This window comes from Trichococcus pasteurii, from assembly GCF_900112935.1.
Classification (GTDB): domain Bacteria; phylum Bacillota; class Bacilli; order Lactobacillales; family Aerococcaceae; genus Trichococcus; species Trichococcus pasteurii.
On sequence record NZ_FONM01000022.1, the window covers coordinates 24,119 to 43,782 of the forward strand.

The 19,664-nt window shown below is 45.3% G+C and carries 16 protein-coding genes; 11 read left to right on the top strand and 5 right to left on the bottom strand.

Going from position 1 to position 19,664, the window contains the following annotated elements; translation table 11 throughout:
* Positions 1 to 44: 44 nt before the first annotated feature.
* The gene (locus BM184_RS13570) at positions 45 to 902 is read left to right on the top strand and encodes an Rgg/GadR/MutR family transcriptional regulator (protein WP_086941927.1); all 858 of its coding nucleotides are present in this window, start codon (positions 45 to 47) and stop codon (positions 900 to 902) included.
* 238 nt (positions 903 to 1,140) lie between these two features.
* The gene (allD, locus tag BM184_RS13575) at positions 1,141 to 2,208 is read left to right on the top strand and encodes an ureidoglycolate dehydrogenase (RefSeq protein WP_086941928.1); all 1,068 of its coding nucleotides are present in this window, start codon (positions 1,141 to 1,143) and stop codon (positions 2,206 to 2,208) included.
* 107 nt (positions 2,209 to 2,315) lie between these two features.
* Here allD and BM184_RS13580 read toward each other — a convergent pair whose 3' ends face one another.
* Entirely contained in the window at positions 2,316 to 2,927 is a 612-nt protein-coding gene (locus tag BM184_RS13580; RefSeq protein ID WP_177208678.1) for a DUF4230 domain-containing protein, read from the bottom strand.
* 372 nt (positions 2,928 to 3,299) lie between these two features.
* Here BM184_RS13580 and BM184_RS13585 point away from each other — a divergent pair, with 372 nt between their 5' ends.
* Positions 3,300 to 4,718 carry a S1C family serine protease gene (locus BM184_RS13585; RefSeq protein WP_086941930.1) on the top strand — a complete coding sequence of 473 codons (1,419 nt, stop codon included), beginning with the start codon at positions 3,300 to 3,302 and terminating at the stop codon, positions 4,716 to 4,718.
* A 233-nt stretch (positions 4,719 to 4,951) separates the two neighbouring features.
* Here BM184_RS13585 and BM184_RS13590 read toward each other — a convergent pair whose 3' ends face one another.
* Entirely contained in the window at positions 4,952 to 5,254 is a 303-nt protein-coding gene (locus tag BM184_RS13590) for an iron-sulfur cluster repair di-iron protein, ric (RefSeq protein WP_086941931.1), read from the bottom strand.
* A gap of 864 nt (positions 5,255 to 6,118) precedes the next feature.
* Here BM184_RS13590 and BM184_RS13595 point away from each other — a divergent pair.
* The 3 genes from BM184_RS13595 (at position 6,119) to BM184_RS13605 (ending at position 10,137) form a co-directional block, all read left to right on the top strand.
* On the top strand, positions 6,119 to 7,885 hold the full coding sequence (locus BM184_RS13595) for an ammonium transporter (protein ID WP_177208679.1): 1,767 nt from the start codon (positions 6,119 to 6,121) through the stop codon (positions 7,883 to 7,885).
* Positions 7,886 to 8,152: 267 nt separating this feature from the next.
* Positions 8,153 to 8,788 carry a hypothetical protein gene (locus BM184_RS13600; protein ID WP_086941932.1) on the top strand — a complete coding sequence of 212 codons (636 nt, stop codon included), beginning with the start codon at positions 8,153 to 8,155 and terminating at the stop codon, positions 8,786 to 8,788.
* A 101-nt stretch (positions 8,789 to 8,889) separates the two neighbouring features.
* On the top strand, positions 8,890 to 10,137 hold the full coding sequence (locus BM184_RS13605) for an RtcB family protein (RefSeq protein ID WP_086941933.1): 1,248 nt from the start codon (positions 8,890 to 8,892) through the stop codon (positions 10,135 to 10,137).
* Between the two features lie 131 nt (positions 10,138 to 10,268).
* On the opposite strand, the gene BM184_RS13610 is transcribed toward BM184_RS13605, so the two are convergent.
* Entirely contained in the window at positions 10,269 to 11,015 is a 747-nt protein-coding gene (locus BM184_RS13610; protein ID WP_086941934.1) for a DUF2087 domain-containing protein, read from the bottom strand.
* 225 nt (positions 11,016 to 11,240) lie between these two features.
* On the opposite strand from BM184_RS13610, the gene ftsH reads away from it, so the two are divergent.
* From ftsH to ppnP, 5 genes are all read left to right on the top strand, one after another.
* Positions 11,241 to 13,076, top strand: a complete 1,836-nt coding sequence (gene ftsH / locus BM184_RS13615) for an ATP-dependent zinc metalloprotease FtsH (protein WP_086941935.1) — start codon at positions 11,241 to 11,243, stop codon at positions 13,074 to 13,076.
* A gap of 302 nt (positions 13,077 to 13,378) precedes the next feature.
* The gene (locus BM184_RS13620) at positions 13,379 to 14,266 is read left to right on the top strand and encodes a GDSL-type esterase/lipase family protein (RefSeq protein WP_086941936.1); all 888 of its coding nucleotides are present in this window, start codon (positions 13,379 to 13,381) and stop codon (positions 14,264 to 14,266) included.
* A 521-nt stretch (positions 14,267 to 14,787) separates the two neighbouring features.
* The gene (locus BM184_RS13625) at positions 14,788 to 16,719 is read left to right on the top strand and encodes a LysM peptidoglycan-binding domain-containing protein (RefSeq protein WP_177208680.1); all 1,932 of its coding nucleotides are present in this window, start codon (positions 14,788 to 14,790) and stop codon (positions 16,717 to 16,719) included.
* A 93-nt stretch (positions 16,720 to 16,812) separates the two neighbouring features.
* Positions 16,813 to 17,163 carry a DUF2200 domain-containing protein gene (locus tag BM184_RS13630; protein WP_086941938.1) on the top strand — a complete coding sequence of 117 codons (351 nt, stop codon included), beginning with the start codon at positions 16,813 to 16,815 and terminating at the stop codon, positions 17,161 to 17,163.
* Between the two features lie 50 nt (positions 17,164 to 17,213).
* Positions 17,214 to 17,528, top strand: coding sequence for a pyrimidine/purine nucleoside phosphorylase (gene ppnP, locus BM184_RS13635; protein ID WP_068562294.1), 315 nt, complete (start codon positions 17,214 to 17,216; stop codon positions 17,526 to 17,528).
* Between the two features lie 58 nt (positions 17,529 to 17,586).
* On the opposite strand, the gene BM184_RS13640 is transcribed toward ppnP, so the two are convergent.
* Together BM184_RS13640 and BM184_RS13645 are read right to left on the bottom strand one after the other, a co-directional pair.
* A complete protein-coding gene (locus tag BM184_RS13640; protein ID WP_086941939.1) occupies positions 17,587 to 17,874 on the bottom strand; it encodes a hypothetical protein in 288 nt (95 codons plus the stop codon).
* A 317-nt stretch (positions 17,875 to 18,191) separates the two neighbouring features.
* Complete coding sequence (locus BM184_RS13645) at positions 18,192 to 19,511, bottom strand: IS1380 family transposase (protein WP_093365099.1); 1,320 nt, start codon at positions 19,509 to 19,511, stop codon at positions 18,192 to 18,194.
* Positions 19,512 to 19,664: the final 153 nt, after the last annotated feature.

A 19,664-nucleotide genomic window follows, 5' to 3' on the forward strand; every position in this document is an offset into this window, starting at 1 on the left:
ATAGTAAAAATGTTAATAATACGGAACAAAAAGGTGGGGTGTTGATGCACATCGGAGAAGTACTAGGTGACATTCGGAAGAACAAGAATCTGAAATCGAAAGAAGTTTACAAAGGTATACTGAGCAGGCCGGCCATATCGCGATTTGAAAAAGGTCACAGCGATACGACTGCCGAGAAATTTCTCCAGATTCTTGATAATTTGAATCTGTATTTGGAGGAGTTCACTTTCATTTATAGCGATAATAAAGCGAATACGGATGCTATGATGATCAGCGCTTATTCAGAAGCCTACTACGCAAAGGATATACCAAGGTTGGCGGCTTTAGAAGAAGCGTCCAGAAATCATTTTGATGAAACTTCCCAAATCAAATATTTGCACCATGCGAGCATCATCCATCTACTGCGGTGTAACCTCAGCGAACTGCCATTCCCGCACAAGGAGATGGCGGTCATAAAAGACTATCTTTTCGATTGCGAGACATGGCATTATTATGAGTTGGTCTTGTTCACCAATGCCTTGGATTTTTTTCCGGAGGATGCAGTGGATGTTGTGTACGCTAAAGCCAAGGAGAAGATGACTGAGTTCACTCGGATGAAACGGTATAAAAACGAACTGTTTTCCCTCATTTCAAATATCCTGGTTTTGCAGCTGGAGAAAAATGACCTGGAGAAGAGCTTGTTTTATTACGCTGATTTGGAAAAGACCGTTTCTGCATCGGACAACAAGATGTATGAACATACCATGTTGCTGTTCTTCAAGGAATTAATCGCCATCATGCAGCAACAGGAGGATGCCCAAAAGCTCACTGACATCATGCAGACATTCAAGTTGCTGAATATGGATCGCATAGCAAACCAGTGCGTAGGCTTGCTGGAGATTGTAAGAAATAATAATGCGTGATCTGCAGGTGCTTCTCAATTGAAGCGTATGCAGATCACGCATTTTTTCATTCGTTTAAAACGTTCAAGCAACCACGGGCAATTTGTGCACTTCGGCTAAATCTATCCGATTTTTCTTGTGATATTGTAATCTTATAAAATGGTAGCGCTTTATGGCTAGTGGAGGTCAGTCTGTTTGGTGACTTCCAACATGCATTCAGTCTAGTTATCATTATTGAAAGGCGAAGGAGGAATCATTCATGTCGGAAGAAAAATTGATCAAAGTGACTCCCGATGAGTTGCACGCGTTGATCCAAAATAAACTCCAAGCAGCGGGCCTGCCGGAAGTCCAGGCAGCCGAAACCGCGAACCATTTGGTGTATGCGGACTTATGCGGCGTGCATTCCCACGGCGCAGTCCGGGTGGAGTACTATTCGGAACGCATCCATAAAGGCGGCATCACACTAGAACCCAAAATCAGATTCGAAAAAACCGGGGAAAGCTCCGGCGTTTTCCATGGGGATAACGCGCAAGGGCAGTACGTGGCGAACTTGGCCTTGGAACCAGCCATCCAAATGGCGAAAGAATCCGGCGTTGCGGTAGTCGGCGTGTCCAGATGTGGGCACACAGGCACATTGTCCTATTATTTGCGCAAAATTGCTGAAGCGGGATTAGCCGGAATGGCGATGACGCAGTCGGATCCGATGGCTGTGCCTTTTGGCGGCGCAGAAGTGTATTACGGGACCAATCCGCTCGGCTTCGGCGCGCCAAGTGCGACGGAAACGCCGCTGATTTTTGATATGGCGACCACTGTGCAGGCCTGGGGAAAAATCCTGGATGCCCGCTCAAAAGGCCGTGAAATTCCAGCAGATTGGGCGGTCGATGAAAACGGGCAAGCCACAACCGATCCGCATGCGGTGAGGGGATTGATGCCCATCGCCGGTCCTAAAGGTTATGGCCTGATGATGATGGTCGACATCTTTTCGGGCGTCCTGATGAATCTGCCGTTCGGAAAACACGTCAGCTCCATGTACAATGACCTGCATGCCGGCCGGAACTTGGGACAACTCTACATTATCCTCGATCCAGCCCGCTTCGGGGATGCCGATACTTTCAGACAGCACATCAGCCAAACGATGGAGGAATTGAACGCCATCAAACCAACAGAAGGCTTTTCAAGTGTCCGTTACCCTGGACAAGGATCCAACGAGCGCTATGAGAGAAACAAGTCTCAAGGCGTGGAAATTCCGGAATCAATCATCGATTACTTGAAGTCTGATGTGATCCACAGCGACAGCTATGAAGGGCTAAGCGCCTTTGCTAATTGATACTTGATTACGTAAATGACATTTGAACTTAAATGAAAACCGCATGAAACCAACGTTTAGTTGTTGGTTTCATGCGGTTTTTTTCTTGTTAATTATTGAAATTTGATTTAATAGAACTCGACGTCCACTTCATCATAGCCGTGAGACTTCAAAACGGAAGTCATAAATGACTGAGCATTCGCGTCTGCTTCTTCCAAGAACCCCTGACTGATTTTTTCTTCTTCAAGTTGTTTTTTATGAACGTTGATTTCGTCAATAATGATTTGAGTGGGGTAGTCGGAAAAGATAGTTCCTTTTACATCTTCAACGGTCATTTGTTCAGTCTCGACGACATTGTCGAGAATTTGTGATTCTGGAAGTCTGACCGACGCTTTATTGGATGCTTCATCAATGTCTAATTCCATTTTTGCCAGATCGGTCCCGGCTTTCAGATAGCCGGAATATTCAATGAGCCGAATGGCCTCTGCATATTTGAAATCAGGCAGGTCAAAAAAAGAAAAACTTTTGTCTGTCCGGCTGACAATTACATTGCTGTACTCGTACTTCAATGTTGTCAATTCCGACATGTCCACCAATTGCTCCCGCAGTAGAGCCGTTTCGGAGGATTTGTTCCTTGCGGTTTCAAATAAGGGACTGGCATCAATTAAGGGAGGAACAACTATTGCAGCTATTATGACAGAAACAATCCATAAAAATTTTTTCATTAGTTTGTTCTTCATGCGATTCTCTCCATTTCTATCATCTGGATTGGCAAGGCCTATGAAATTCAGGATGCTTGCAGAATTCAAGTATCCTTTTCTGAATGAATTATTCATCAATATTTTACCATAAAAAAGCTCAGATCCCATAAATAGAATATTACACCCACAATAAGTGGATACATTCTGTAAGGGGTGTGCTTTTGCGTTGGAAAATGGAAGCGTTATAATAAATGTGTGGCATTTTGCAAGAAAGTCAGTATATGGAAGAACGGCACTGAGCAGGCAACCATGGAGGAGGCTTGTTATAAGAAGCGCAAGTTGTTGGATTCTAAATCATCGGAATTCCAGGTACATCAACCACAGTTATGATGAGGAAAGAGGATATCGAAAATGAAAAAGAGGCTGTTTATGACCGTTCCGGCTATCGTTATTCTTATCGCGTCCATCGTCACAAGCATTTTTCTGATCAACATAAAACCGGACACTTCTCACATCAGCACCGCAAAAAAGGTGGCGGATTACACGGATCCAGCGGTTGTATATTTATTTGACATGGTAAGTGTGGAATGGACTTATTATGGGACCGGTGATTCTTATTATGATGATCTGCTTTACAATTTCTTCAATGGAATCGGTACTGTGGATCAATTCGGCGCCCAAGGATCCGGCTTTATCATCAACGAAAATGGCTATATCGTCACAAACGCCCATGTTGTTGAATATTCCAAATTGGATGATCAGGATTTGGCGGATATGTCGTTAGCCTACTATGCCGACCAATTCAGTTCTTATCTGACATCCATAGGCATTTCAGAGACCTACGACAACGCCTATAATTTCCTGTGGAGCTACATGGGATGGACTAAGGTCGATAGGAGCCTGAGAGTGGTGCTGCCCGGTAGTGAGATTGCTGATGTCCAACAGATAGACAGTAAAATCATGTTCAATGGCGAAATCAAGAGTTACGGGGCACCTACAGGGGAAGGGAAAGATGTTGCTATCGTCAAGATTGAAGCGGATAATCTTCCATCGTTGAGCCTTGCGAATTCGGATGAAGTTCAGCTGCAAGATAGCGTATGGGCGCTCGGGTTCCCGGCCGCAGCCGAATCGAGTGCGCTTTCTCCTGATGCTGCTTTGGTGGTTTCTGTGACTTCCGGGAACATTTCGGCTGTGGACAAACGTTCAACGCAAGGGGCACCTATTCTCCAAATGGATGCAGCCATCACCCACGGCAATAGTGGCGGGCCAGTCGTCAGAGCGGATGGTGAAGTTATCGGGATATCTACATTCGGGGGCGACACCGTCAACGGTCAGGAAGTTCAAGGATTCAACTTCATTGTCCCTTCCAACACCATCAAGGAATTCGTTTCCCAATCTGGCGGCTCCAATGAGGAAGGCGAAGTGGACAAACTCTACAAAGAGGGGCTCGAATTGTATTGGGGCGGCTACTACAAAGACGCCTTGACGAAATTTGAGGCGGTCAAGAGACTATTCCCTGAACATTCTGAAATCGACAAGCTCATAGAAAATTCACAGAAGAAAAGCTCCGAGAGCAAAACACTCTGGTCAAATTTCAAGACTGCTTTCATAGCCTATGATGTTGTGGCAACAGTGGCTATCGGACTTCTTGTCTTTTTCTCCTTCAAAGGGAAAAGCAAGGGCAAACCATCTAAGCAAAAAGGCAGTGGCGCTGAAACCGTTCCGGTTGCGGATAAGGGAATCCCATCCCAAGTTCCATCCAAAGAGGATGACAGCAACTCCGAAAGTGAAGACAGCAATCAAGAAACTGATGATTATATTGGGGAGTAGTCAATAGAATAACACCTTCTGCAGGTTTGGGGACAGAAATGGTCAGCCGGTTGCAAGGGAGTCCGGAATCTGCAGTAGTCGTAGAGTTCTGCAGGCATTCTTATTAGGGTATCCATCAAGCGCGATGCCTGGATCAACAGACAAAAAGAAAGGCCAGGATTCCATATGCGAATCTTGGCCTTTCTGTTCGTATGCCTGAGAAGTGCTCAGAAATAGCAATCTTTTGGCGGTTATTAAGCGTGGTAGGCTTTGTCCGCTTCAGCCAACATCTGGTAGACCGCTTCGTAGCTTTCGCAGACATCATCCGGAACGGTGTAGTTATTCGAAACGGCGCGCAATTGGGTGAATTCTTCGTTCAAGTCGGGTTTTTCTGCGCCGGCTGCTTGGGTTTTCTCAATAATTGCGTTGAACAGTTTGTGGACTTCATGGAATTCCGGGTGATTTTTTCCGTGAACGCGGGCTACGATCGGCACATATTGCTCCAGTGTTGGAAAGATGCTTTCCTTTACATCGTTAAAGGTTGATTGATTGGACATATGGACTCCTACTTTCTGATGATTGATGATTTCATTATAGGATGGATTCACAAAAATAGACTTGACCTACATCAACAATAAAGATTATTTCACCCCCTCTTTTGCCTGCCCTCTTGCGCACCGAAATTAGTCAGCACTGTTTTGGCGTTTCCAGCTGAATTGCCGTAAAATCTGACGTCCATGAGCAGAATTACTCCCATGCAGAAGTGAATTTTTTGGTAAAATCAGCAAAAACGGATAAATCAATCAAACAGGCCCCACTCGATAGTTTCATCCAATCATCAAATCCCCACTTTTTCTGAAATTCCCCATTTTATTGATAGAATTCAATAAGAAAGTTGATCTGACAGGCTTTTTGACCTATTGCTTCTGGTGTGCGGTGACAAGTAATGTGAGCTTGTTCACAGAGTTTCCATAGCTAAACGGAGCATATGCACTGGGGCAGAGACATCAAGTAAGTGCAGAATTTGCATTTAGATTCACTGTTTTTTAGGGCATCCTGCCGTCGAAAAAGCCTCTGATTCGGGAGTTATTCCAATAGAGAGACGTCGCGGAACACTGAACTGATGGGTTTTTCAGCGGTTTTTCCTTGCTCGTGAAGAAAGGAATGAGTAGGCGAATCCTTCCGCAAACACTGTGGCTTATATTTTTGCGGACGAACAGCGATCACTGACAGAACCGGCGACTGTTTTGGACTGTGTATATTTGCGAGCGCTGTCATGAATTTGGGTATAATCCCAGGTTTATGTAACATATAGTCCCATCAGTTGTGAGTATCGGAATGACTATCTTCTTTTTTGATTATATAATTTGCTCCATAGTTAAGAACAAATCAGAAATATTCAGGCAAAGGAGATCAATTAAATGGAAATCAATATGGCGGACACGACTTTCATGTTCCTCGCAACGGTAATGGTCTTGCTGATGACCCCAGCTTTATCTTTATTTTACGGAGGGATGGTCAGGGCAAAAAATGTTCTGAGCACAACCATGCATAGTTATGCAGCTATTGTAGTTGTGGTTATACAATGGATACTTTTAGGTTATTCCTTGTCATTCGGAGGAGACAATTCAATCATCGGCGACTTTTCATTTGCTTTTCTTAAAAATGTTGGTTTCGCCCCTGCAGATTATGCTCCGACAATCCCACATCAGTTATTCATGATGTTTCAATTGGCTTTTGCAATCATTACACCTGCAATCATTTCCGGAAGCGTTGCGGAAAGAATGAAATTCCCGGCGTACCTTGCATTCGTACTGCTCTGGTCAACCTTGGTCTATGACCCGATCGCGCATTGGGTATGGGGCAATGGCGGTTGGATCCGTGAAATGGGCGCTCTCGACTTCGCAGGCGGAACGGTTATTCATGTCAGCGCCGGTATATCAGCGCTTGTGGCTGCGATTTTTGTCGGAAAAAGAACCAACAAAGACTCTGTCCGACCGCATAACATCCCGATGACGATGATCGGTGCCGGCTTGTTGTTGTTCGGCTGGTTCGGCTTCAATGCCGGCAGCGCGCTCAGCATGAACGGCATTGCAATGAATGCCTTCATCACAACGACTGTATCCGGAGCTGCTGCTGGATTCAGCTGGCTTATGTGCGAATGGGTCCTGCATAAAAAACCGACTGCGTTAGGTTTGGTCAGCGGAATCATCGCCGGACTTGGCTCGATTACGCAAAGTGCCGGTTATGTCAGCCCATTCTCAGCTCTGCTCATCGGTTTCGTCGGTGGGATACTTTGTTTCTTCGCTGTCACTGAATTGAAAAAGAGAATCGGCTATGATGATGCACTAGATGCTTTTGGCTGTCACGGGGTCGGCGGAATTTGGGGTGGAATCTCAGCGGGGATTTTCGCGACATCCACAATCAATCCGGATATAACAGGCGGCTTGGTTGACGGAAATGCTGCCCTGCTGATCGCAGAAATCATCAGTATCTTGGCGGTCACTGTTTATTCAGCCATCGTTTCCTTTGTCATTCTGAAACTGATCAGCCTGGTTATGCCGGTAAGAGCCTCCGAGGAGGAAGAGGAAGACGGTTTGGACTATTCCTTGCACGGCGAAACGGCTTACGGGTCGGTCAGTGCTGCAGGCCTTGCGGTTGGTTCGCATGATGCTGTTGCCATTCCGGCAAGTCCAGCCGTTTCCCCGAAAAAGCAGTTTGGTGCAGAAGTAGTCGCCATGGATGAAGCCGTTGTCGTGGAAAACCACGCGACAGCGACCCCGGGCAACAAGGCACATAAGACGAAAAAAATGACCAAAGTGGAAATTTTGATCAATGAAAGCAAATTCGATCATCTGAAAAAAGCTTTGAACGGCATCGGAATCACCGGCATGACGGTCGTGAATGTGTTCGGCTACGGCGTGCAAAAAGGGCATACAACTTATTATCGCGGCGTAGAAACCGATGCGGATCTGCTGCCTAAAGTCCGGGTGGAAGTCGTGATCAGCAAAGTGCCGCTCCAACAAGTGATCGAAACTGCCAGAAAAGCGTTATATACAGGCAATATCGGCGACGGGAAAATCTTTGTCTATGATGTTGAAAATGTCATCCGCGTTAGCACTGGTGAAGAAGGCGCGCAAGCATTGGCGTACAACGGCGATGCAGAGTTACTGCGTGCGACTTCCTGATTGAAGTAAAATTCTGATGGCCGTTGGGTTGAAATGTTTATTCCAGGTCCATCCAAATTGAAAATTTGAAGCACTTGTCAGAGTCGAATTCTGACAAGTGCTTCTTTTTTTATTTTCGGTTTATAAGTAGGCTTATACTGGATAGTGAATGATACCGCTTGCGTGATCTTTGGGGGTATAATAAAGGTACATATTAAAGAAGAAATACCGACTTCTTGCCCAGGAAAAAGCTGCGGGGAAGAGGACAGAATGCGGGAGGTGGATTTTATGGCAAAGAAGACAAGCAATGAGGCAAACGGAATACTGTTATTGAAAAAATGGTGGTTTTGGTTGATTTTTATTGTTGCGGTCGGGACGATGGTTGCATTCGGTAAAGGAACGGATACGGCGGAAACAAACGCATCCGGTACAGCAGTGCAAACCGCAATAGCTAACTTTGAAGAGATGGCGACTGCAGCAAGCATAGAAAAAGCTGAGGCGGATAAACAGGCAACAGAGGCCATCCAAGCGGCTGAAGAGAAAGCTAATGCTGAAGCTCAAGCCAAAGCTCAGGCTGAAGCAGAGGCAAAACTCAAGGATCCTGCGAATTATCGGACGGATATCACCTATGATCAATTAGCACAGGCACCCGATGATTATAATTCTGAGATGATTGTGTTGTCCGGTCGGGTCATTCAAATGATGCAAGGTGAGGGATCTTCACAAATGCTGGTGGCGGTTGATGATAAGGAGGGTGCCGTCATTTTTCTGGGATACGAATCTAATATCAATGGATCTGGGATTTCGGAAAATGACCTCATAAAATTTTATGGCACGGCGGCTGGAACGATCAGCTACGAGTCCACCCTTGGAGAAACCATTACGGTTCCGGCTGCCTTCGTAAATATGATGGAGCGGCAATAATTTGCGACCGAAAAAATGATGATAACTAAGCTTTGGCAGAAACTGCCGATTCCGCGAGTTCGCTGTTGGTTATGCAAATTTCGACGCATGGGGGATGAAATATGTTCACGTTGTACGAACCTTCTGAACAGAAAGTGCCGATCAAAATTTGGCTTGAGGATACAGGCCAACTGGATCGGATTTGTCTGGAACAAGCTAAAAATCTGGCCAATCTGCCTTTTGCCTATCAACACATCGCGCTCATGCCGGATGCCCACGCCGGTTATGGCATGCCCATCGGAGGCATCCTGGCTGCTGAAGGGATGATCGTCCCGAATGCAGTCGGGGCTGATATCGGCTGTGGCATGACTTTTGTGCAAACCAATATTCCCGTGGAAATCCTTATTACGGGTGAGACGCCCGATGGGAAATTGGCGCAAACCATCGTCAACACTATTCTGCGCAGCATTCCGAACGGCTATGAAAAACATAAACGCAAACAAGCTAGCGAAGCTGTCCGGCAGTTTTCCTGGTATCTGGAAGAACAGGATAAGGTGGGAGCAACCAAGGAACTTGCCTATGTGTTGGATGAGGCTTATTTTCAAGCAAGGACGCTTGGCGGCGGGAACCACTTTATCGAGCTGCAAACCGATGAAGAGGGCTTCTTGGGCGTGATGGTCCATACCGGTTCGCGGAATGTTGGGGATACTGTCTGCCGTTATTTTGATGACAAGGCAATGCAACTGAACAAACAGCAACATTCACCCGTTCCTCCGGAGTGGAACTTGGCTTATCTGCCGGCGGAAAGCGACATCGGAAAAGAATATATCCGATGGATGGAGTTTGCCATGGCGTTTGCCAAAGAGAACCGGGCGAAGATTACGGGGATCGTTATCGAAATCATTCGTCGCCTTGTTGCCGAATATGCAGATTTTACCGAGATTGAAGTGTCCGAACCGATCGATTGCCATCATAATTATGCCGCTTATGAAGAACATGCCGGGAAGAGGATCTGGGTTCATCGGAAAGGTGCCATCCGGGTCAGGGAAGGCGAATGGGGGATCATCCCAGGTGCAATGGGGACGAGTTCCTATTTGGTCAAAGGAAAAGGGAATCCGGAAAGTTTTCAATCTTGCTCGCACGGAGCCGGACGCCAGATGAGCAGGAAAGAGGCGATGGAAACATTCAGTGTGGAGGATACAATCCTCGATCTTGAATCGAAGGGAATTTTTCTGGGGAAGACAAGGAAACGCGATATAGGAGAAGAAGCCCGGTTTGCCTATAAAGATATCGATTTTGTCATCGCCAATGAACTGGACTTGATTGAGCCTATCCGCAGGCTGGAAACGCTGGGTGTTGTGAAAGGATAGCCGGTGGTCGCAAAACAGTTGAAAATATGCCAAAGAAGAGGCTGTATCAAACCAGAAAATACTATTCTGATTTTGATACAGCCCCATTCACTTTTTATACAATTATGCGGAAAAGACTGTAAAATTCAACGTTAGTCAGTGATAACCCAGTACTGCGAGCCATCGCTGTTGCGATCCATAAATCCATATTCGATAAAATAGCGACGCACCGTCACATAATCATCGTGAGCCGTTTTAATGATGTCGTTGACTTCCTTCTCAGAATATTTCTTATCTTGGTCAAAACGCTTCAAAATATGCTGCAGCACCATAATTTTGCGTTTTTCCTTGCTTGGGAAAATATCCACTGCCCCATCCAATCCGTTTTTAAAATAGGTTTGCAGTACTTTTTCCCGTTCAGTTTCTGAAATGCCATAGCGTGAATCCACTATTAAATCCTCCTTGTGAATAGGGCTATCTTTCATGGGTACTCTGCCGCTGTCCAGGTTGGCCATCAGAGCAAGAAAAATTTTTGCCTGCCTTTCCTTTTCCTTCAGCTTGAATCGATGTTGCCGGATGGTCGAGATACTTCCCGAAGAAGACCGCTCCAATATTTCCTTGTCGGATAGTCCTTCATGAAATAGCAGTAACATTTCCCTTTGAACGTCAGATAATCCTGTATATTTTTTATCTAATTGAATTAGTGTTTCGAAAACAGAGCCATGCGATTGCTGTATGTGTACGAGCATAGCCTTTTCCGCTTCATAAAGCACCTCTTCCATTGGATAGATGATGCCCTGTTGGTAGATTTGACGACAAAATAAGCAGGCGTAGCTTTTAGCATGCTGATCAAATCGATAACCGTTCTGTAATTCTGCTAGAGTGCTGTTGTCAATCATAAAACCCCATCCTCCTCCCTTTTTGTTATGTAAACGATTATACAATTCGTTATCATAATTGTAAACAAAAAATAAAAACGTTTATAAAAACAAGTTTCGTGAGATGCGATTGATCATTTGGTGAGCACTTATTTCAAAGACTGCATAATTTTTTGTAATATCCTATATTTCTGGGATAATAAGTATGACGGAATGTTCTTTTTTAAGAAGGGGAGGGATAAGCTGATGGAATCTAAAATGCCCCCGAAGGTCAATAAACAATGGCTGAATTTTGCTGTGACAATTGCAATTTTTCTGATTGTGCTGAATTTTTTCGTTTTTCCCGGTCTTCAGGAAAATCCGGTAACGGAAGTGGATTATAAGACGTTTGTTACAATGCTTGAAGAAGGCAGTGTCGAGTCGGTTCTGGTGGAGGAAAACCGGATAGAATTCACAGCGCTGGACGATGAAGGTGAAGAGAGCACCTTCATCACCGGCAGAATGGAGGATCCACAGCTTACTGAACGACTGCTGCTTACTGAAGCAAAGTTTGAAAAAGAGATTGTTGAAGAAAGTTCGCCGATTGTTGATTTTTTCCTGATCTGGATGCTGCCATTGGCGTTATTGTATGTCTTCTGGGGATTCATGATGCGCAGGCTTCAGGGAAGAGTCGGAGGGCTCGGCGGCAGCGAAATGAAATTCGGCAAAAGCAATGTCATGGTTTATGCTGCATCTGAAACAGGAAAAACATTTGCGGACGTAGCGGGCCAGGACGAAGCGAAAGAAGCACTTTGGGAAGTAATCGATTTTCTGCACAATCCCCAAAAATACCGGGAAATCGGGGCGAAGATGCCAAAAGGGATTCTGCTTGTCGGACCTCCGGGGACCGGTAAAACGCTGCTTGCAAAAGCGGTCGCTGGAGAAGCCGGGGTTCCCTTCTTCTCTATTTCGGGATCAGAATTCATGGAGATGTTCGTCGGCGTGGGAGCTGCGAGGGTGCGGGATCTGTTCAATCAAGCGCAGGCAAAAGCCCCTTGCATCGTCTTCATTGATGAAATCGATACGATCGGCAAGAGCCGTAATCTGTCAGGGATAACCGGAAATGATGAGCGGGACCAGACGCTCAACCAATTATTGAACGAGATGGATGGTTTTTCCTCGGAAAAAGGTGTGGTGATCCTGGCGGCAACGAACAAACCTGAAGTTCTCGACAAAGCGCTGCTGCGACCTGGACGGTTTGACCGGCGCATCCCGCTTGAACTGCCGGATATTGCCGGGAGGCAAGCGATTCTGGAGGTTCATGTAAAATCCGTCAAAATGGCCGAAGATATCAACCTGAAGGAGATCGCTAGGGATACACCCGGCAGCTCCGGCGCTGATCTTGCCAATTTGATAAATGAAGGCGCTCTCCATGCTATAAAGGAGGGACGCGGCAAAATCAACCAATCCGATCTGGAGTATGCTTTGGAAATCATTCTGGCCGGATACCAGCGGAAAAATGCGATCCTTTCGAAAGAAGACAAACTGGCAATCGCGTACCATGAAATTGGCCATGCGATTGTTGCCGCAAAACAGACCGATTCCGCACCAGTCAATAAAATTAGCATCATCCCAAGGACATCTGGAGTTCTTGGCTACACCATGCAATCTGAAGAGACAGACCAGATTCTGATGAGCCGGGAAAAATTCCTGAATAAAATCGTCACCTACATGGGCGGTCGTTCTGCCGAGGAAGTTATTTTGAATACGGTTACATCCGGAGCTGAAAATGACATAGAGGCAGCAACAGCTATTGCGAGAGCGATGGTCACGCGCTACGGTATGAGTGATAAATTCGACATGATGGCTTTGGAAACAATCAATAATCCTTATCTGGGAACGGATGTAACCTCGCTCGTATCGAATGAAACCTCCGCGAAAATTGATGATGAGGTTTTGCGCATCATCAAATTCGCCCACGAGAAAGCCAAGGAAATCATCCGGGAAAACTTACCGAAAATGCATGAACTTGCAAAATATCTTCTCGAAAAAGAAACAATGACCGGCGAGGAATTCATGGAAATGCTGACGAAAGAAGAATGAGGAATCCAGAATTTAGGCTGGCGCTCTGGTTGATCAGGGAAGTTATGGGAAAACGGGAATTATCAGTGCGGAAATATGGGCGAAACACCTATTTTTGAGGGGATTTTCGTATTATTTTGTAGCAAATACATTTAGGAGTACAATTAGTTTATGAAGTTTGCAACCGCTGACAGGGAAACTGCCGTAGAGGGATTCAAAAAAGTAAAGGGATGATAGTAGAACAGGTGACTGTATTCAACGCTAAACGTAATGGTTATAGTCTGCTTTGATTCGCAAAATAATTTGAAAAGGGGTTATCTATCATGTTTATTCGGAAAATATCCATCACAATCTTCAACTTATTGTTGCTTTCCGCCATGGCTACTGGAACGGTATCCGCAGCGGAAAATAAAAAGACAATCGATTATGTTGCCTTGGGGGACTCCCTTGCTGCGGGCCAAAAACCGACTGAGTTAGGCAGCGGATCTACTAAGGTATATGGGACAAGTTATCCCAAGTTCATCCGGGATGAGTTATCCGGTAAAGGTCTGTTAAGCAGCTATGCCAATTTTGGGGAGTCGGGCAAGACAACTCAGACTGTCCTAGAACCTGTTACTGGTGGTGACCGTGCAAAGCTTGTTGAGGCAATTCAGGAAGCTGATGTCATCACGTTGAACATTGGCGCTAATGACTTGTTGAGTTGGGTGCAAATGGACGATGTAGGATTATCGAATTTAACAAAAACAGACCTAGCGAATTGGCTTTATACTCAGAATTATCAGGGAGATATAGCCCCGACAATACAAGGGATAAGGGGCTATATTCCTACTGTTACATACTTAGTTGTCCAAAAAATCTTGGAAATACGTGCTATGGAGGATAGTGCAGGGAAGCCATACGCCCAAATATACATTATGGGCTATTATAATGCTTTCCCTTTTTTGGCGGACTTGGGTGTGAATGATCCAGATGATCCAAACAAAATTCCCTTACTGCAGGCTGACTTGGACGGTTTGATTCAGGACTATAATTTAAGTCTTAGTAACCTACCCGATACCATGCCAAGCGTCACCTATGTTGATCCCTATGACAGTATGGACAAACATCTAGAGAAATTCTTGCCAATCGATATTCATCCGACTGTTCAAGGATACCGGGCAATAGCGCAAGTTTTCTGGGATGCAATGGAACCTACACTAGTTACAGAATAGCAAGTGACTGTTGAGGAGAGACACTTGCTGTTCAAAAATAGAGAACGTGATGAACAAACAGAATAGGCAGACCGAGAAAGCATCTGCAGTGCACCGATAAAGTGGAACTCCCGTCGACAATAGGGAACAGAAAAAGGCTGGCTAGCGGTTCGGAGATAAGCAGTCTCCAGACTGCTGGCTTTTTTCTGTTTGAACCGAATTTTATCCTACCATCTTTTTTAGCCATTGCTAGCATCCCGTAAAATTAGAGCCCGGAGCCGTGAATTATAATGTGCGATGGCTACAGAAAAGACCTAAAAAAGAAAATAGAATCGATTAAGCGGAATACCTATAATATGTCGGATTTTCCGCTTTTTTTTGCCTTCCGGATTATTTGAATGCCGTTTTTTGATTAACAATTATTGAAGCAGTAAAATAGAGTTGAAGAACAAGGTACGAATTTTAAAGCCATTATAAAAATGTATTAAATTCCGCTTTGGACAACCTCATTGCTGATGGATTCGGAAAAGAGGGAGAGAAAAATGCTTACTTGTGTACAAGGGATGCGTAGATTAGTTGGCTCTGTGTTTTTTTCGATGTTGTTCCTTTTCGGCTTTTTTTCGACAAACGTACTTGCTGTGGATTCACAAAAGGCAGCACAAGAAAATATCGTATACACTGTCAAAGCAGGCGATACTCTTTACGGAATTGCCCTCGAATATGGTGTAACCTTGCGACAGCTTGTGATGGAAAATGATATCGTCCAACCAAGACTGATCAGGTTGGGGCAAAAACTAATCATTCCTGCAAGGGGGGATTCTTCGCAACCATTCGGGATGAAGTATACGGTTGTATCCGGCGATACGCTCTCCGAAATCGCGCTCAGGTATGGTGTGACTGTTGCTCAGCTTGTAGAAACCAACCAAATCAGTAACCCCAACCTGATTTACGTCGGCCAGATGCTGACGCTTCCCCTTGCTTCCAGTTTCACGCAACAAGAAATCCTTTCCGCGGGCGGAGGCTATGTGGTCGGGGTGAAAAAAGCGGGTACGGTAGTTGCTGCAGGCTGGAATGAAGCCGGGCAAGGGAATGTCGGAAGTTGGTCGGAGATTATTTCTGTATCAGCGGGAGCCTATCACACGGTAGGCTTGAAACCGGATGGCACGGTGGTGGCAACAGGGAGTAATCTTAGCGGAGAAAGCACCGTTGCGGATTGGAAAGATATTGTGGCTGTATCTGCCGGAATCGGCCATACGGTTGGCCTGAAGGCAGATGGAACAGTCATCGCAACCGGAAACGATGGCAGCGGGGAATGCAACGTACAGGATTGGAGAGACATCATTGCCATATCCGCGGGGAATGGCTATACCTTGGGGCTGAAATCGGATGGAAAAGTTGTCGCCACAGGGAAAAATGAGTGCAACCAACTTGCTGTCTCCGGATGGTCGGATATCGTGGCTATTTCCGCCGGTGATTCGCATGCTGTCGGTTTGAAGGCTGACGGGACCGTCGTTGTTGCGGGAGACAACATCTATGGTCAAGGTGATGTCTCCGAATGGTCGGATGTCATCGCCGTGGCAGCAGGAGCCCATAATACTGTCGGATTGAAATCGGACGGCACGGTCGTTGCAACGGGATACAACCAAGAAGGGCAATGCGACGTATCAGGCTGGAAAGATATGATAGCCATTACCGCAGGCGGGAATACTTTCGGACTAAGAAAAGACGGCACTGTTGCAGTGGCAGGCGAAAATGTTTGGAATCAGTATGCTGTTCTGGGATGGACGAACATGGGGCACTATGAAGCAGGATCACAGGGAACGGCAACGGTGGACCCAACCGAGGCATTGCTGCATCAAGTGGCTAACCTTTTGGGTGAGAGCCCAGATCATTTACCCTCCACGATTCCGCTGAATCCTGGGTACACATATGCCAGTGCTGCTGCCGAAAGGACGGAATACGGATACTTTGTCACTTTCTACGAAACAAAAGGGCTTGTTCCGATCAATGATGCAGCGTTGAATAATCCGGACATAGCCCGCCAAGTAGCTACATTTGAAGCCATCGTCTATGTACATAAATCGGCTGCAACGAAAGCCATTGACCACCACGATGCCAGTGAGGGATTTTCACCGGATGCTCCCACTCTTGATCTGGGGTACGGAATAGTCGGCTATCAAAATTCGGGCATGGGCAAAACGCTGTTGGCATGGAATGAAGGCAATTGGTTATTGGAAGTGCTGTATCCTATCGGAAACCAGATTGGTCCAGATTTGGCAAAGAATATTGTAGATGAATTGGAAAGCATCTTTTTGCCGCCGCCAAATGATGCGGGGCGTATCCGAGTGGCTGTGACAAGCCCTTCGCAAACGGAAACGATGGTTATGTGGCAGAAGAATGAAGTTGTGTATCGAATCGACAGCACAAATGATCCGATAGATATCCTGGATATGACGGCGAGCATCAAGCAGTAAAATTAATAAATGGTGAGCTTTTTTGCGATTTATGGCATAATAAAAAGCATAAGCACCAAAGATAGCTTCAGGAAGATTCGGAAGGGGGTACTCATGAAGAACACAAGAATATTCGGAATGTCGTTCGCCAGCGTCTATCCGTTGTATATCCAGAAAGCCGAGAAAAAAGGCCGCACGAAAGAGGAAGTCGATGAAATCATTTTCTGGCTGACCGGATACGATGAAGCGACCCTGCAGCAACAGTTGGAAAACAAAGTCGATTTCGAAACCTTTTTTGCCCAGGCGCCAAAGCTGAATCCCAACGTTTCGCTTATCACAGGGGTCATTTGCGGTTACCGAGTCGAAGAGATCGAAGACAAACTTATGCAAAAGATCCGTTACCTGGATAAACTCATTGATGAGTTGGCAAAAGGCAAGGCCATGGAGAAGATACTGAGGAAATAGTAATACGTGCAAGAAAAACATAAAATAATCAAGCTAATGGGGGAAATAGGATGGAATTCAAAAATGTGACAGTGATCAAGGAAGCAAATGTGTATTTTGACGGGAAAGTAACCAGCAGAACGGTTCTGTTCGAAAGCGGAGAGAAAAAGACGTTGGGCTTCATGTTGGCAGGCGAGTACGAATTCAACACCGATGCCGAAGAAATCATGGAAGTCCTGGGCGGTGACATGTCGGTCATGCTGCCGGGTGAAGCGGAATACACGCTTTACAGCAAAGGTCAAAGCTATGTCGTTCCTGCAAACTCATCCTTCAAGATGATCGTCGAGAAGTATGTGGACTATTGCTGTTCATACAAAAATGACTAAATCTGAAGCACCACGGTTGCAATAACTACGTAGCACAACATAGGTAAATCAATTGATTTCAACAAAATAAACCAGCCGGGAAACGGAGTTCGTCTATCGAACTTTCGTTTTCCGGCTGGTTTTTTATAGTGTAGGGACAGCGTTTGTTTTCGCTGCCGATCATCAACGACTGGACATATTCAACGATGCCGCGTTTGAGAAGCTCTTTCCTCAAAGCCTCATTTTCAGCCCGCAGTCGTTTCACATCTGCTCTCAAAACAGAATCATATTTACGGATTGTATTTATGATCAACATCACTAAGACTAGAACCATCAGTATTGAAATAATAAATTGGATTGTCAGCATTATTTGGCACTTCTTTCCGGATTGTTTTTTTACTACAGTCACAGGATATCAGGCCATTATGTGACTCAGATGAAGACTCCCAATCTCCATCCAATCTACACATTCTTCCAGTATACCTGAATTATTCATACCACCCCAAATCTTGATATGAACAACTCTATTTCATCTGCAATATTGGATTTTTGGTAGAGCTGTTATTTTTTCCCTTTCAAAACGTCTCTTAGAGACGAAAAGAAGCACGGAATGCGATTGTTATTGTGTTTTTGGGCATACTAATTCCTTTGTTCGAACGTTTTTTTTAAATTTGCGGGGTCTCCTCACCAAGACAAGGATTGAATTTGCCGTAGGATATGAAAAAATTCATCTTGGTAGACATGATGGGTGCTGAGTTTTAGCATCATGCGTCTTCCGCTGTGGATCAGTTTCCCAGCGATCTTGAAAAACCGAAGACGAATACTTTGTATCTGTAGGCCTTTGGCCTTTTCCGGGAAAGCTAGTGTGCGTATAAAATTGTTGATGTTATAGGAAAGGACGCTGACCATCATGCGGACGGCATTCTCCAAGAAATGAGAACTGTCCGTCTTGTCGAAGAAGAAGCCATTCTTGGCTTCCTTGATGAAATTCTCCATCGTACCTCTCTTCCAATACGTTTGGTAGACTTGTTCAGTCGAGACAACATCGGATAGATTGGTGATAATGAATTCATGGTGGAAAATCAGTTCATTTGCTTCCCTGACAGAACGAATGCAAACTCTACGATCATGCTTCCAAGTGCCGGCTTGGTAGCGAATGGAGTAGAAATGCTCTTCCTTCTGACTCCATTCGGTCTCATCCCCAACTTGAACAAACTGTTCCGCGAACTTATGCAAGCGGGCATTCCGTTTGAGCCGAATGACGTACTGATGCTCTTTTTCTTCACAGAGGTCATACAGTTCCGGCGCTGCAAAGCCACTATCTGCGCGGACAAGAATGGTGCTGACTGGAACGGTCTGATTATAGTGTTCAAGAAGCGGATTCAAAAAATCGGCTGCCCCGGTTGAGCAGTATGTGTTTCCGGAACGCAGTTCCGCCTTCAGAAAGTCCTTGGTCAGACCATCAAAGGCAACGAGCGGATGATAACCGGTTGTTTGATAATGTGTGTTAAAGGCCGTTTCTTCTTGATCGCCGTAGGTGTCACTATATGTGGAATCCAAATCAAAAACCAGTTCTGTTGCATTACGTTGTATGCGTACCTTATCCAGAATCGCTTGATTGAGCGCTTGTAGCTGCAAAAGCGCATCGGGACTCTCACTAATGCGATCCCAAAAACGCGAAAGCGAAGGTTGTGAAGCCAATGTACTTTTTTCAAGCATCTGCTGGAAGAAAGGATCATGACGTAAGATGTTGGCAGATGCATCGGTATCATAGCCTGCAATTAATTGGAAAATCAGTTGTTCAAGGATGGTTTCATTCGAATGTGTAGGTGAGAGACGGGAGTCTTGAAAATGAAGCTCTTTCTCCATCAACTGTTCGAATCCGATTGAATGAAGGAATTCTTTAACCAAAATGAGACCAGCATCCGTGGAGAGATTACCTCCAGTATTTGTAACCGTCATTTTTTGATTGAATTTTAGAGTGTTTTCGTGTAAAGTTGCCATTGAGAGAACCCCTTTCTATGGTTGTTGGTAGTACATTAACCATAACAGATAGGGGTTCTTTTTTCACACCTTTTGGGTGTGAAAGTGAAATAAAGAATACGTTGATAGAACAACATTTCAAGGTGTTTTCTGAAAACCTATGAATAATTCAGG